Source organism: Candidatus Poribacteria bacterium (genome assembly GCA_021295755.1).
GTDB lineage: Bacteria > Poribacteria > WGA-4E > WGA-4E > PCPOR2b > PCPOR2b.
Genome location: JAGWBT010000154.1, coordinates 1 through 15567, shown reverse-complemented (window position 1 = coordinate 15567; position 15567 = coordinate 1). Strand labels below are relative to the sequence as shown.

Annotated in this window: 13 protein-coding genes; 3 read left to right on the top strand and 10 right to left on the bottom strand. The window is 49.7% G+C overall.

Features of this window, described 5'->3' with window-relative positions; genetic code table 11:
- Positions 1 to 294: 294 nt before the first annotated feature.
- From J4G02_19315 to J4G02_19305, 3 genes are all read right to left on the bottom strand, one after another.
- Positions 295 to 1302 carry a PD40 domain-containing protein gene (locus tag J4G02_19315; GenBank protein MCE2396686.1) on the bottom strand — a complete coding sequence of 336 codons (1008 nt, stop codon included), beginning with the start codon at positions 1300 to 1302 and terminating at the stop codon, positions 295 to 297.
- A gap of 237 nt (positions 1303 to 1539) precedes the next feature.
- Positions 1540 to 2661, bottom strand: a complete 1122-nt coding sequence (locus J4G02_19310) for an aminotransferase class V-fold PLP-dependent enzyme (protein ID MCE2396685.1) — start codon at positions 2659 to 2661, stop codon at positions 1540 to 1542.
- 234 nt (positions 2662 to 2895) lie between these two features.
- Positions 2896 to 3393: a class IV adenylate cyclase gene (locus tag J4G02_19305; protein MCE2396684.1), complete on the bottom strand. Its 498-nt coding sequence runs from the start codon at positions 3391 to 3393 to the stop codon at positions 2896 to 2898.
- A gap of 93 nt (positions 3394 to 3486) precedes the next feature.
- On the opposite strand from J4G02_19305, the gene J4G02_19300 reads away from it, so the two are divergent.
- From J4G02_19300 to J4G02_19290, 3 genes are read left to right on the top strand one after another with little or no spacing between them, the layout of a single operon-like run.
- On the top strand, positions 3487 to 4455 hold the full coding sequence (locus tag J4G02_19300; protein ID MCE2396683.1) for a prephenate dehydrogenase/arogenate dehydrogenase family protein: 969 nt from the start codon (positions 3487 to 3489) through the stop codon (positions 4453 to 4455).
- Positions 4455 to 5117 carry a (d)CMP kinase gene (locus J4G02_19295; protein MCE2396682.1) on the top strand — a complete coding sequence of 221 codons (663 nt, stop codon included), beginning with the start codon at positions 4455 to 4457 and terminating at the stop codon, positions 5115 to 5117. Before J4G02_19300 ends, J4G02_19295 begins: the two co-directional genes overlap by 1 nt.
- Positions 5117 to 5767, top strand: a complete 651-nt coding sequence (locus tag J4G02_19290; GenBank protein MCE2396681.1) for a 1-acyl-sn-glycerol-3-phosphate acyltransferase — start codon at positions 5117 to 5119, stop codon at positions 5765 to 5767. The genes J4G02_19295 and J4G02_19290 overlap by 1 nt, the downstream gene beginning before the upstream one ends.
- A 63-nt stretch (positions 5768 to 5830) precedes the next feature.
- On the opposite strand, the gene J4G02_19285 is transcribed toward J4G02_19290, so the two are convergent.
- The 7 genes from J4G02_19285 to J4G02_19255 all read right to left on the bottom strand — a co-directional run bounded on the left by J4G02_19285 (position 5831) and on the right by J4G02_19255 (position 15467).
- Entirely contained in the window at positions 5831 to 6628 is a 798-nt protein-coding gene (locus J4G02_19285) for a 4-hydroxy-tetrahydrodipicolinate reductase (protein ID MCE2396680.1), read from the bottom strand.
- A 19-nt stretch (positions 6629 to 6647) separates the two neighbouring features.
- On the bottom strand, positions 6648 to 7607 hold the full coding sequence (locus tag J4G02_19280) for a TauD/TfdA family dioxygenase (protein ID MCE2396679.1): 960 nt from the start codon (positions 7605 to 7607) through the stop codon (positions 6648 to 6650).
- 29 nt (positions 7608 to 7636) lie between these two features.
- Positions 7637 to 8434 (bottom strand): SDR family oxidoreductase, encoded by a 798-nt coding sequence (locus J4G02_19275; protein MCE2396678.1) that lies wholly within the window; start codon positions 8432 to 8434, stop codon positions 7637 to 7639.
- An 89-nt stretch (positions 8435 to 8523) separates the two neighbouring features.
- Positions 8524 to 9480: a pyridoxal-phosphate dependent enzyme gene (locus J4G02_19270; GenBank protein ID MCE2396677.1), complete on the bottom strand. Its 957-nt coding sequence runs from the start codon at positions 9478 to 9480 to the stop codon at positions 8524 to 8526.
- Positions 9481 to 9532: 52 nt separating this feature from the next.
- The gene (locus tag J4G02_19265; protein MCE2396676.1) at positions 9533 to 12028 is read right to left on the bottom strand and encodes a BamA/TamA family outer membrane protein; all 2496 of its coding nucleotides are present in this window, start codon (positions 12026 to 12028) and stop codon (positions 9533 to 9535) included.
- A 127-nt stretch (positions 12029 to 12155) separates the two neighbouring features.
- Positions 12156 to 13310: a hypothetical protein gene (locus J4G02_19260; GenBank protein MCE2396675.1), complete on the bottom strand. Its 1155-nt coding sequence runs from the start codon at positions 13308 to 13310 to the stop codon at positions 12156 to 12158.
- A 9-nt stretch (positions 13311 to 13319) separates the two neighbouring features.
- The gene (locus J4G02_19255; GenBank protein MCE2396674.1) at positions 13320 to 15467 is read right to left on the bottom strand and encodes a BamA/TamA family outer membrane protein; all 2148 of its coding nucleotides are present in this window, start codon (positions 15465 to 15467) and stop codon (positions 13320 to 13322) included.
- Between the last annotated feature and the right edge of the window lie 100 nt (positions 15468 to 15567).

Genomic DNA, 15567 nt, shown 5'->3' with positions numbered 1-15567 from the left:
TAAAACGCAAGTTGCTAGACAACCTGTAGGTCAAGTTTCCATACCCGACCCTTCTCAGAAATCACTAAATTTACGACACACCTGTCGCCCCGCTGGGGCTTGAGGGAATTGGTTTATCGTTGTTCTATACACATATCGCCCCGCTGGGGCTTTATAAGTCGGGCAGGATGCCCGACCTACGGGTATAGATATCAACATTATCGTACTTGAAGTCTACGCTCCCTCATCAGTGTTTATGACTCGCCCCTATACGCGCCCGTATCTCAGCAAACGCTATTTTCTCAATAACGGCAGTTATCGATCGACCTGCTTGAACCACCCCCACATCGTAATTTTTTTATCTGCGGGGGCAACTGCAAATGCAACAGCAGGGTTATACCATGCAGGATCAGTATCATTATGGCGATTCTTAGTGAGTCTTCGCGGGTCCCTCCTGCCATCGGCGTTTATCGTGTAGATTTCCTTGTTCCCATCCCTCTCAGAAACGAAGACGATGCGTTGACCATCTGGAGACCATGAGGGTTCGTCACCATGCATATCTCTAGTACGGTTTAGCTGTTGCCCGCCATCGGCATTCATCACGTAGATTTTCGAGTTCCCCTCCCGATCAGACATAAAGGCGATGCGTCTGCCGTCTGGAGACCATGAGGGTTTCGAGTTATGAATATGAATGTCACCACTGTTAGTAAGTCTTCGCTGATTACCCCCATCGGTGTCCATAACGTAGATTTCCAAGTTCCCATCCCTGTTAGATGTAAAAGCAATGCGTTCGCTGTCAGGAGACCATGACGGATCCCAGTTATGAATGTGAACGTCACCACTGTTAGTGAGTCTTCGCGGTTTACCTCGTTCCCATCCCTTATCGGCGTCCATCACGTAGATTTCCTTGTTCCTATCTATGGTGGAAGTATAAGCAATGCGCTTACCGTCAGGGGCCCACGCAGGATCAGTGTCCTGACGGAGATTATTGGTGAGTTTTCGCGGATTACTCCCATTGGCATCCATCACGTAGATCTCCAAGTCTCCACCCCTAGCTCCCCAGTCTCCAGGCCGCCCATTAGCGGTAAAGGCAATGTGTCTGCCGTCTGGAGACCATGAGGGATCCCAGTCCACAAGGCGGCTATTGGTGAGTCTTTGTTGATTACCCCCATCGGCATCCATCACGTAGATTTCCCTGTTTCCATCTCTCTCAGACGTGAAGGCAATCTGTGCCTGTGCTTCAGCACTTACAATCAACGGTGTTAGACCTAAGGCTGCAATGCCAGCTAAAATGAAATATGCGAGATTGTCCTTCGGGTACATCTGCTACCCCTCCTCTGTTTTCAAATCGGTTGTTTATCCTTGGGGGTGATAGAGGTCAGCTTGTGATGGCCAGACCTTTCCAATCAGGGTCACAACTGAGATTATTATACGCCAACCACTATCTTTCTGCAACAGAAATTTCGGACTGATTAGGGGCATTCAGTGAGTTGTCGAGATTCGGAAATCCCTCCTACCGGAGTAAATACCACCGCCAGCTGATAGGGAGACACTTTGTGGCTATGGCAGCAACCCCAAAACCTGATCTATCTCCACCTCCGAGTTGTAGAAATGTGGTGATAGACGGACGCCAGCCCGCTCTGCCCCGATGACGTTTTCACCCCTGAGCCGTTCAACCAGATCGGCTGATGTATGTCGATCACTTTCAAATACCACAATACCGGAACGCTCAGACTCTCCTGTGGGGGTCAGCAGCCGGTAGTTCTTTGATCGGAGTCCGTCAATGAGGCGATCTGTTAGATCTAAGATTCGCTGCTCAATATTCGAAATTCCAACCTCCAGCAGCAATTCTATAGCTGCGTCCAGTCCATACAAGCCGACACTGTTGTACGACCCCTCCTCAAAGCGTGTCGCTGCTGGTTGGGGTGTGAAGTCGTAGTTCAGAAAATCTCTCGGATTGATAACACCTGCCCAACCGACGTTTGTGTTAATTAACGCATCCTGCTTCTCTTTTGCACAGTAGAAGATTGCCGCGCCTTCAGGTGCGAGCAGCCACTTATGACCATCGGCAGCAAGGATGTCGATGTTGCACGCCTGCACGTCTAAGTCAATGGCGCCGACACTCTGTATGGCGTCTACTACAAACCAGATTCCCTTTTTTCGGCAGATGTCGCCTATCGCCGCGATGTCATTCCGAAAGCCCGATGCAAACTCAACGTGGCTGATGGTCACGCACCGCGTCCGCTCGTCAATCGCCGCCTCAATATCTCTGATGTGGATCCGTCTGTCCCGTTCCGGCGCCATTCGTGTTTCTACCCCGAGACGCTTTAGGTTCCACCACGGATAGACATTCGCAGGAAATTCCACCGCCGTTGTCACGACGTTGTCCCCTTCACACCAATCGATCCCATTTGCAGCGATGATGATACCTTGCGAGGTGTTCTTCATAAATGCAATTTCGTCAACATCACTATTGATGAGTTTGGCAGCGTTTGCGCGACATCTCTCAGCCGTAGCTTCCCAGTGTTTGGAATTGACCGCACCGTTATCGGTGGCGTCGTCCAAAAAATGTCCCATTGCCTGATGGGCACACAACGGGAGCGGGGCAACCCCTGCGTGATTCAGGTAGATATATTTCTCTGTAACGGGAAACTGTTTTCGCCATCTGTTCCAATCAATCACGTTATCCTCCGATTTATGGTAGATTATAGAATTACTTAGACACTGCCGATGCACATGTACAGATTAGGCCTAAATCCCCCTTATCAGGGGGACTTTGGGAAATGTCCACTTATTTCTCTAATTCACCATAGTAGGTCGAGATTCACAACTCGATACCTAGATGTCGATTTTGGATAATCGACCTCCACAAGTCTTTACCCCTAGCAACTTGCGTCAGGTATATACCATCGATTTTCAAACCAAATCGCTATACGAGATAGAGACCAGATCCTCTTCCTTAATTCCAAGTGTATTTTTCACAAGCTGATGTTCCGCCTGTGCTTCCGCTTCCGTTTGGTTGTGAATCACTGTCTCTAATTCGACAAACTGACCGAGATCTTTTACCTCATCCAGATGGATGCGGGTGTCGCCAAACATCCACAACTCCCGCTGCTTCTCAACAACACCCTTGATTCCCAAAGCCATAGCCGCGATCTGCTTGAAAGCCATCGGTTCGGGGATATCGCATATCTGATAATTGCTATAGCGTGATTCTGCAAGGTCGGAGCGCTCGTAGTAGATGAGTTCTGCCTCGTGGGTATTGATCTCCCGCAGCTTCAACCTGCCTTGGGTAACGCTAAAATAGGTATCAAGCTGTTTCATTGTGCAGCGATGCTCAGCTTGGAGATTGGCAAGACGTTGGCGAAGCACATCAAGTGACTCACAGTTTGCTTTAAATTCTAGGTTTTTCAATGTCCCTTTAGGAACCTCCGTTTTATTCTAAAAAAATCGCGTTAAATTGCGTGATTCCAATAGACCAAATTCACATCTCGCAGATCACGCATCATGTTGAAAAAGCGCTTGACAAATACACCGGTAATTTATACAATCTTTGAAGTACATCATGGAGAGCGAGCATGGGAAAAAATGTTTGCAGACTTTAGTCAGATTAGAAACATTACCATTTTAGGTGTCGGTTTAATCGGCGGATCCCTAGGGTTGGCATTGAAAGCCAAGGGTTTCCGTGGAGAGGTTACCGGACTCGGTCGGCGGATGCAGACGCTCGACATCGCGCTCGAACGGGGTGCGGTTGACAATGCGACCACCGATTTCCACGCTGGAGTTGGTGACGCGGATCTGATAGTCGTTGGCACACCGGTCGATCTTATTCCCGAAATGGTGCAGCGTATCGCAGAAATTCGGACATCTGACCCCCGACCTTTAATAATCACTGATGTTGGCAGCATCAAGGGTCAAATCGTCGAGGAAATTGAAAACCTCTTAACCGCTAGGGGTTTGCATTTTGTTGGATCACATCCGATGGCTGGTTCAGAAAAGACGAGCGTCGCATCGGCACGCCCAGACCTGTTTGACGGTGCAAAATGTATTGTTACCCCAACGGACAACACCGACCCACAGGCGTTGAAACTTGTCACATCCCTTTGGCAATCTGTTGACATGCAGGTCTGTCATCTCTCTCCGACTGAACACGATATGCTCATTGCGGGTGCGAGCCACCTTCCCCACCTCATTGCTTCTATTCTAACAAACACAGTGGGAGAAATCGGCAACGACACGGTAAAAGCACTGGATTTTGCTGCCACCGGTTTCCGCGATACAACGCGCATTGCTGCGGGTTCACCACAACTTTGGAGGGCAATCTTCATGCAGAATGCCCACTCACTGCTACCGATGATTGATTCAACAATCCAAAATCTCGCTGCATTCAAAACCTTACTCGAAAACCGAGACGATGCTGAAATTGAACGACTCTTGGCACACGCAAAAATACTCAGGGACACTCTGGAGGAATGATGAAGAACCGGCTAACGATTGCAATGGATGGTCCCGCCGGATCGGGAAAAAGTACGATCGCCCAACAGCTCGCTGAAAAGTTAGACTATCTTTATCTGAATTCAGGCTCGATGTATCGTGCGATGACGCTATTATCCCTCCGAGAAGGGGGAGATTCGACGAATGTGCCTCGGTTAACCAAACTGGCGAAGCGCTGCCGGATAGATTTCATAGACAACGGTAAGACTACCCTGTTGAACGGGGAAGATGTGTCGGATTTTCTTCGCACCCCAGAAATTGACCGTGCCATCGTTAATATTGCAAAGATACCTGAAGTACGGCATGAAATGGTGAAACAACAGCGTCGGATTGGTGAAAAAGGTGGTATCATCGTCGAGGGACGGGACGTAACGACCGTTGTGTTCCCGGACGCGGATCTAAAGTTCTACATCAACGCTTCTGTTGAAGAGCGCGCGAGGCGTCGCTTTACGGAACAGAAAGCAAAGGGCATTGAGACGACATTGGACCAGGTCGAACAAGAGATTTGCGAACGAGATCAGATGGACGAATCCCGTGAGCACAGTCCCTTGCGAACCGCCGCAGATGCAATCGTCGTAGACACAACCAATATGACCATTAACCAAGCCGTAGATTTCGTTCTCAACCGAGTAGAGGCAGGCTAATGCGACGTCACGACTTCGGATTCTGGACAGATCAACTTCCATATCGCTGGTCACACCGAATCACTAATTTTGTCTTTAATCTTTTTGGTAAATTGGAATCTCACGGTAATGAGAATATTCCGAAGCAAGGTGGTGCCTTAATCTTATGTAACCATGTGAGCTATTTCGACCCCTTCATCGTTGGCTCCGCGGCGAACCGAGAGTTGTACTTTATGGCAAGGCATGATTCTTTTGAAATGCCACTAATAGGTCCGCTGATCGCTGCGCACAATGCGTATCCGGTGCGACGTGGCACGGCAGATCGTGCTGCGCTTCGACACACCATCTCTCTCCTGAAATCAGGAAACGTAGTCCTCATCTTTCCCGAAGGCACACGCAGTGTCGATGGTACGCTGGGCAAGCCCCATGGCGGTGTCAGTTTCATCGCTCAGAATGCGGATGTTGCCGCTATTCCCGCTTATATCAAGGGAACGATACTGCCCCGCAATGCGAAATGGATTCATCCTGCTCAACTCACCGTAACCTTTGGCACCCCCATTGATTTCACAGAGGTGCGACAAATTGAGGACAAACGCGAGTTATACCGGCAGATGGGGGAGCAGATTATGCAAGAAATTGCCAACATCCGGGACAGACAAATGCGCAAGTGAAGCCATTTACCACTCGCCTCGCCGTTGGCAGTCAAGATGCCTCCCTTTAATCTCGTTTCACCTTCAGAACAGGACTTCCGCGATGTCATGCAAGCCCTTTGGTGCATTCATCACCCACCGTGCTGCACGAATCGCTCCCCGCGCAAGCGGCTCACGGTTTTGACCGCGATGTGTTATTTCGAGACGATCGCCTGTACCCACAAATAGAACTGTGTGATCGCCGGCGAGGTCTCCCCCTCGAATGGCGTGGACACCGATCTCTTTTTTGGGTCGGGCTCCGACAATGCCATGTCTACCGTACACTCCGACTTCTGAAAGATCTCTGCCTAGTGTCTCAGCGAGGACCTCAGCCATCGTTAGGGCAGTCCCACTCGGCGAGTCTACCTTCTGGTTATGGTGTGCTTCAATAACCTCAACATCGTAGTCGTCCCCAAGCACCTTCGCAACGAGCTGAATAGCTTGTAACATGACATTGATGCCGACGCTCATGTTGGATGCCATCACGCACGGGATCTGCGGTGCGAGCGCGTTTACCTGCGCTAGTTCCTCGTCATCGTATCCTGTTGTTGCAATGACCATACGCTTTCCAGCGTCCACTACGTTCTGGAGATGTTCGATGGTTGCACTGGGCGATGTGAACTCAATCACAACATCGCCCCCATCCAGAATCGCAGGCAGATCGCTGGTAACAGGCACACCGATTGCCCCTATTCCTGCGATTTCTCCCACATCCTGCCCAAGTTGCGGATGCTCAGAGAATTCGATAGCACCGACAATCTGCATATCTTCTTGTTCTGAAACACCTTGTGTAATCATCTTGCCCATTTTCCCACAAGCACCATCAATGATAATACGAATCATCCCTTTTTCCTTTCTACATTTAGCCGTGCTGTCGCAACCACAGTCTCACATAATGGCGCCGGCGTTCCGGATCGGTATAGTCCTCAAACGCGGTGCGATTATGCAGGATCCAGCGGTTGTTAGTAAATAGCATCTGTCCGGGCTGTAGGTTGAACTCCACTCTGAAATCTGCGCGACATAGCAACCCTTCGACAACTTTCAGTGCCCTTCTCTGATCTGTGGTCAACCTCTTGCCAGCACGCTCATGACCCACTTGGATGTAGTAGTGCAGGTATCGGAGCGTCAGTTCGCCGTCACTCCACGAGAAGATTGGAAATTGAGACGTTGGGGACTCCCCGGCTTTGAACTGTCCTCGACGATCAAAACAGAACAGCTGATAGAGGGTTTCGAGAACATCGGGGTGATTCTCCAGCAGTTCATTGTGGAGCGCGTAACCACTGATAAGTTGGCTCTGTCCGCCAGATTTTGCCGTGTGTAGGCAGAGTAATCCTACCAGCTCAGGCAATGTTTCACCAAAGGAGTTATCGTTATGAAACGAACTCTCAGCATTGGTCACCGAAAACCGAGCCCCTTGCGCCACATTTTGCCCCGTATCTCGCACATCGTACAGCAGCGTTCCTTGAATGTTCTGCTCCATGGGAGAACCGAGGAATTGACCAACTAACCAGTACATGGCCAATGCTTCTTGTACCGCATACTGTTCGATTGGCACCCGTTCAACGATAGCAAAACCACGCCCTGAATTGAGCGCATCAAGTGCCGGCTGAAGGCATTCGCCACCTCCATTGGACAAGGCAGACGGACGGTAAATCTCTGTAATCGGTCGCGACTGACGATGTGCGTCGCGGATGATGCGTCTGAAACTGGAGAGACACCCCTCGGATAACGGGTAGTACCAAGCTGTAGTATCATCGATGGTACTCGCTCGCCAAGCGCGCTCATCAGAAATTCCGTCGGTCAACATCTGGGAGTTATTCATCACGGCTTCTCCTCATCCCAGGTTCAGCCTCACTCGCTGTCCGCCCAAGCACCTTTTGCCATCATTCCGCCATCAACACAAACATATTCGCCGGTCATGAACGACGCTTTGTCGCTAGCGAGAAACAGCACGACGTTGGCAATCTCTCTGGGTTGTCCGATGCGTCCCATTGGATGCGCCTTGCCCCATAGTTTCTTGAGACTCTCCAAGTCACCGCCCATGAAGTCCACAGCCTCCGCTACCAATGGTGTGTCGATTGTTCCGGGATTGACTGCCAGCACGCGAATATTGTCTTCGGCGTACTCTAGAGCAAGCTGACGGGTCAGGGAGAGAGCACCACCTTTACTGGCCGCATAAGCCGACACGCCTAGCATCGACTGTAATCCCTGAACACTGGCGGTATTGATGATAGCACCACCCCCACGCTTCTTCATCTCCGGCACACAGTATTTGGTCATGAGGAAGAAACTCTTGAGATTGACATCAATGATGCGATCCCACATCTCCTCCGGGAACTCGTGAGCGGGTAGATAGCTATTCGCAGGTTGGATGCCGACGTTGTTGCAGAGGACATCCACCCCACCCCATTCTGACACCGCTGTTGCGACAACCCCTTGGCACTCGCTGCTGTGGGCAACATCTGCTCGCACGAAACGAACGGTTCCTTCCATGCTTGCAGAGTCTTCCACGAGCTGTGCCCCGGAGTCTTCGTCCAAGTCCGCGCAGAGGACGCTAGCACCTTCTTCAGCGAAGGCCCGACTGATACCTCCACCGATGCCTCTGGCACCGCCGGTGACAATTACGATTTTATCTTTGAAATCTGGCATGATATTTCTCCTTGTGGAACCTTGCAAGTAGTGTCGAATCTTCGCAAGGATAGATTATTATTCAGGATAATTATATATTATACAACAGTTTACACAAATTTTTCTTTAATTTCTTGCCGCAGTGTGTCATCCACATTGGCGCCTGAAGCGATTAGACAGACGGTCTTGTTTTCCAGACCGGTGCGCATCTTTAATGCTGTGGCTAGGGGAGCGACTCCAGCGCCCTCCGGCAGATGTCCGGTATGATTATAGAAAGTCCCCATCGCTTCTTTCAACTCTGTCTCGGAAACCATGTGCATCTTATCGACAACCGCTAACATTAGATCCACAGCTTCCGGAATTGAGACTCGTACTGCCATTCCGCTGGCAAAGGTATCGCAACTTTCCGTGTCCACCGCGTGTCCCGCCTCAAACGATAACGCCATACCACCAATTACCTGTATTGCCGGGTTGAATTCTTTGAGTGCCGTCCCAATTCCACCGATTAATGCACCGTTCCCAACCGGCACAATGACGACTTCTACGTTGGGTAATTGCTGAACAATTTCCGACCCGATTGTGGAGGTGCCGGCAACGATTTCGGGACTGGATCCATCCTCAATAAAGACGGTATCCGGTGAGAGTGGACGTTGCTGGAGCAGTTCCTTGGTTTCGTCTAAATCTCGTCCAATCATCTCTAACTCTCCACCAAATTGACGAATCAATTCAAGTTTACTCTGGTCGCAGTTGACGGGCACGCCAACGGTGAGTTGAAGGTTGTATTCCCTGCAAGCGAACGCCATGGCAGCGCCGTGATTCCCTGTAGAGACGGTGATAACTCTTGACACGTTTTTACCGTTAGCAAGCGCGCAAGCCAGATTCAATGCTCCCCGGATCTTAAAGGATTTGACGGGGCTTAGGAATTCGTATTTGACATATATATCCGCGTTCAGGGACTCACTAAACGCTTTCTCTTTCTTCAAAGGGGTGGGTTCAACATGCTGCGCGATAACGCGAGCAGCAGCGTTTGTTTCTCCATGAGCGGGACGGAGTTGGATTTCAGACATAGTTGATGGTTACCTTTCAGATGTTTGTATATCACTGCATTCAATTGTCTTATCAAAAACTGGAATACCACATCAGATCGAATTTAACTCCCCGCTCGGATTCCAAGGGTTTGGACAAGTTAAATCTGAAAGGAGACTCCTGCCCAAACTGTAGTCCTATACCGACACTTGTTTTCGGGTCAAAGCGGTACGGCTTGTCAGACATGTTCCAGACCTGTCCTTGATCAAGAAACAGTACGACAAGCGTCTTCAGGTGGTTTAACCACTCCCAGCCGTTTGGATTGGGTATGGGCAGACGGTAGAAATATTCCAAATTGAGTAGGGAGACGTGATCGCCTGCAAACGCATACAGCGGATAACCACTAAGCGTTCCCCTGCCCCCAATAATAAATTGGCGTTGAATCGGCAGTGCACTTGTGGCAGCCCCCAACACTAACCGTGTACGGATAAGATGATCCCCTCTTGAAACGGCATATCGCAGTTGTAACTGAAATCGTGTAAAATCGAAATCGGAACCGACAGCGGGGTTACTATGTTCAATGAACAGGGTATTGTGCCAGCCAAGGTTACTGTTTTGCAAAGGTACAACGACTCCTGTCGAAGATATTTGTGGGGTAGTGTGCGCGCCAATGTTTTGCCGGGTGTTTAAATTATATATCAGTGTCACACTCCGCATTTGGCCAGGGGTTATCGGAGGATTTTCTTCCGCCTCCGAGTCTGAACCCCAGTTTCCGAATTGCCAATCTGTAGTTTTTTCTATGCTTTGATGTGACTCGGCACGCATCGTCAATCTGAGCGAATGCGTTGGGATTACCGGCTCCCATCGAAACGACGTTTCGATACCTTTGCTCAGATAGTAGTTATGAAATCCGAGCGCCCAGAAAGCATCTGACACACCGCCATAGTGTGGGAAGAGTTCAGGAGCAACGGCAGTTGTAGCGCGATGGATTTGAGCGGAGACGCCTATACTTGATAGGTCGGGTTGACCCCATATCATATCTCCGCCTACCCGGTAATTGAGATCCTGATTACCAAACCCATAGCCGACCTCGCCAAAGAGTTTTGGTAGATACGCTCTAACAGCATTGGGGATGTTCGACATCCAGAGTGGACCTATCTGCCTCCGTTTTCCTGCTTCAAGGTGAGCACCAAGCAGCCAACCGGTAACACGATTAAACCGAACGAGTGGAATCCCATGGAAATAATAATCCGACGAGAGCCTTCTTTCCACAACAGTAATTATTGCAACACGTCTCCTACCGTCATTCTCAAACTGTAGGGAAATCCGACTAAAATAGGGCAGTGCGTCTCTCAAATTGTCAATCGCTTTTTCGATTTCGTCAGGTCCGTTTTCAAGAACATCTTGAATCTCAGCCTCACTGATTTTCTGATTGCCTTGAATACGGACTGCGTGTATTGGGTCGCCAGCGGCGGTCCAAAGCCCCGTAATTGAGGGGCGGCGTAACCCCTTCGTATCGGGTTGTTCTATGACGATGATCGTTGCGATACGTCTCGTATCGTCGCCCTCAATTTCTACGACGACCCGATTAAAATCGGGCAAGGGTACGTAGGCAATCGCTTTTACGATATCCTCGGGTCCGTTTTCAAGACCACTTTGAATATCCGCTTCACTGATTGTTTGGTTGCCTCGAATCCGGACTTCGTGAATTGGTTTACCCTCAGAAGTCCGAAACCGCGTCGGTGAGGTTTGTGCCCGTGGGGTTTCATCGGTATGTGTTATTGACGTGGTTGGTAAACCTTCCGAATCCGGTCCCACTGTGACAATAATTGTTGCGATGCGTTTGTTATCTTCTATATCAATTTGGACTGTTAGGGTCTGAATAGCCGGGAGTTTGCTACGCAAGGTTGCGGTGGCCGCGACGATTTCATCTGGACCTTCCTCAAGCACTGTTCTAATTTGTGGTTCAATGGCTGTCTGATTGGCTTGAATTTGCATCTCATGAATCGGGTCGCCTTCGGGCATCCTAAGCAGGGTTGAAGTGGATGCGGTATTGCTCTGTGCACCGAATATGCTCAGTTCAGGTATGTCAACGCCAACTTGATTTAGATTACCCACGAGTTCGCTAACCTGTTCTGGCGCGAACCGACCGTCTATATTTACCAGATACAGCGCCCTCCCGCCCGTGTCTCCACTGTGCTGATACACCGTCTTGACGCTTTTGACAATTATAAAGACACCGATAACGGTTTCGCTTTGCGTGAGGGTAAATAGGTGATAGTTTTCGTTTGTTTCTAGCGCACTCCACCCTCGTATTTTCAAGTTCGTCCCGTAATGGCCAAGCATCTTGTCAAAATGACGAGCCTTGTAGGCGCGGAGGTGTAGGCGAGTCAGCGTGTTAAATAGCGAGGCAGCATCGGCGGTCATGCTTTCCATGACTAGCGCAATCATACTGCGGTCCACATCAAATCGAAACTCGACAAAAGGCTCATTGGGATAATCGAAGGGGACACGACCACTTTGTGGCTGTGCGTTCGTCGCGATACCAAGTATGAGGAGTGAGAGGAAGAGAAGCGTGAAGTGTCTCATCTAAAATTTCATGTTAGTGCCATCAGGCAAGTTGTGAAGGAATCGTGCGATCCGTATCCACTATCACATCACTCGTGAGAAACCTCACAACAATTCCATCCCTTTTGGTTTTACACCGCACTCATGATTATTGCACTTTCTGATCCTGGATCTTTTTTAATCGATTCTGTAGTCCTATCAACGCATTCGGAACGCGGGGTAGTTCCGGGAGGTAGATCTTTTCGGGTGGCACAATCTGTTCTTCGCCATTCGGTGGTTGATAGAACCATTGCAGGGCGATCTGGTAGGGCCATCCTTGGAAGTAGTGAATTTCAATATGATGCATCCCCGCTGCGAGCTTCAGGCTCCCCCGAACGTACCGCGGCAGATGAATCCCATCGTTGTCAACAACGAGATTCCGATTGATGTACAGCTTTGAACCATCATCAGAGTTCAGGGCAAACGTATAAATACCGGGTGTCTCAATAGCGAGCTTGCCGCGAAAACGAATTGCGAAATTGTCAACAACAGATTCCATCTTCGCCGTTGAAAAACCTTCTGTATAGTTTCTCGGCGACACATTTAGGGTGCCTGTGATAAAGGTATAAACTGGCGTCAGGTGTTTAAAGACAGGCATCCGAAAGAGTCTCCCAGATGGTGTGAAACAACGTTCAAAAAGGTCCACCTGAGGAATAGGAGCATCACGAACATAAACAGTTCCAACCAAACCGTGCCCGGACATCGTGGCTGTATCAAAGATACCAAGCCCTGTGGAAGTGCTCACAAAATTTCCCAACTCCAAGTCATCTACCCCAGTAAGACTTGCAAATCGTTGCCCGACACCGTTTCCACCCGGAACGCCGCGTCCAAGTCTGTCAATACTTGTGCCATGACTTCTACCAATCCCCACAATGCCGCTTCCAGCGGCACCTCTGCCAAGACCGGCATTCGGTAGCGCTGGTGCGCCCGTTTCCGGCAGATCGGCATGAATGACCAAGGCTGGAGCGACATCAAGATGCACCGGGGCTTTAGGGGCAGATCCCCGCACCGTATTAGTCAGCGAAGCAAGTGAGGCGGCTGATGGTTTCGCAGGTTTCGCTTGGTGGATTTTTTGAATCGGTGGCTGATATTGGCGCAATATGCGTTGCCGCGCCCGCTGAACCGGTTTCACTTCGAGCAGGCTTACAGCCGAACTATCCCTCATCTCATCGGAAGGCTGAACCAGAATAGGAACAACCATAACGGCTAAAATGAGGTGCAACCCTAAAGAGATGAGTAGTGCGCGGTTTGTATATTGAGGCATTCTATAACCTTAGAAACTATAATACCATGTTGAAATGACTTCAGCCTTCCGCCCTGACTCCAAGGATTTAGAAACATAAAATCTGAAAGGATAATCCTCCCCAGATTGCCAACCGATGCCAACACTCGTCTTTGGGTCAAAGCGGTGCGGTTTGTCAGACGGATTCCAGATTTGTCCTTGATCCAGGAACAACACAACAAACGTTTCTTTCAGAAACCCCCAATGATATAGATTCGAGAGTCGGTATAAATATTGTATATTGAGCAGCGCACCGTGGGCCCCTGTGAACGTATAGGGTGGATACCCGTTAAGCGTTCCCGCCCCTCCAAGCATAAATTGGCGTTGAATCGGCAGCGTTCCCGTGGCAGCCCCCAACACCAACCGGGTGCGGATGAGATTGTTACCTCTCGGCACCGCATATCGCAGCTGTAGCTGAAATCGTGTAAAATCAAAATCGGAACCGACACCAGGGCTGCTGTGTTCGACAAGCAGGGTATTGCGCCAACCGATGTTACGGTTTCTGTGCGTACTTAAATCGTATCGTAACGTAACACTTCGCAATCCGCCGGGGGTTATCGGTGGATTTTCTCGCGCCTTCAATTCTGAAGACCAATTCCCGATGTACCAATCTGTAGTCTTGTGCAGACTCTCATGTGACTCGGCGCACATCATCAATTTGAGAGAATGCGTTGGCCCCACCGGCTTCCATTGCAACGACATCTCAATACCTTCTCTCAAATAGTAGTTATGTACCTGAGGTGCGCCCCAAAGGTTAGCCCAAGCAGTCGACAAATTGTTATAGTGTGGTAAGAGATTCGGGGCGGTGACGTTTGCCGCACGATAGATTTGGGCGGAAACACCTAGAGTTGAGATGTCTGGTTCACCCCATATCATATCCCCACCTACCCGGTAATTGATATACCGATTCCCAAATCCGTAGCCGATATCCCCCGATAGTTTTGTCAGATTGGTTCTAACCGAACTTGGGATGTACCACATCCAGAGGGGTCCCATCTGCCTCCGCTTTCCCACTTCAAAACGCGCAGCAGGTAAAAATCCAGTGACGCGATTAAATTGAACAAGTGGCGTCGCATGGAAATAATAGTCGGAAGAAAGCGCTTTTTCTGCAACGGTAACTGTCGCAACGCGCTTCGTGCCATCCTCTTCAATCTGCAGGGCAACTCGACTAAAATAGGGCAGTGCTTCCTTCAAAGTGTCAATCGCTTTTCCGATGTTCTCCGGTGCTTCGTCAAGGGCAGCTCGAACCTCCGCCTCGGTAATTTTCCGATTGCCTTGGATACGGATTTCGTGAATCGGTTCACCCTCGGCAGTCCGAAATCGTGTTGGGGTTGCTTGTTCCTGTGTAATTTCATCGGGGGGCATCCCTAGCGAGGTTGACAAACTTCGCGAATAAGATCCTGTTGTGACCATAATTGTTGCGATGCGTTCGCTACCTTCCGTGTCAATCCTCACCGTCAGTGTCTGAGTATCCGGGAGTTTACCACGCAAGGTCGCCATAGCCGCGATGATTTCATCCGGCCCCTCCTCAAGCATCGTTCTAATTTGGGGTTCAGCGATTTCCTGATTTGTTTGAATTCGCACCTCATGAATCGGGTCACCTTCGGGCGTCCGAAGCAAGACTGTAGAGAACACAGCATCAGACCGTGCGTCGAAAGCGTTTAGTTCAGGTATCTCAATGCCGAGTATACTGAGATCTCCCAAGAGTTTGCTGACCTGTTTTGGCGTGAGCCGACCGTCTATATTTATCAGATACATCTCCTCTCCGCTTTTGACAGCCACAAAGATACCGATAACGATCTCGTTTTGTGTGAGAGTGTACAGGTGAAAGTTCGCGCTTTTCTCGAACGCGCTCCACCCTCGTGCTTTCAAGATAGTTCTGTAGTACCAAAGTATCTTGTCAAAATGGCTTGCCTTGTAGTTGCGGAGGTGTAGGTGCGCTAACGCGTTGAACAGCGGAACGATACTAGGGTCGGTGTCTTCCATAATCAACGCGATGGTGCTGCGGTCTAAATCAAATTGAAACTCAACTATGGGCACATCGGGACAATCAAAAGGAACAAGACCGTTTTGTGTTTGTGCGTTTACCGTTCCACCAAGTATAAGAAGTGGCAGAAAGAGAAGCATGAAGTGTCTCATCTAAGATCTCCTGTTGGTGCCATCAGGCAAGTCAGCAGAAAAAAGTGAACACCCTCAATGCCTCTCTTTCCCTCTCGTTCTTCGCATCGCTATTCGCTGG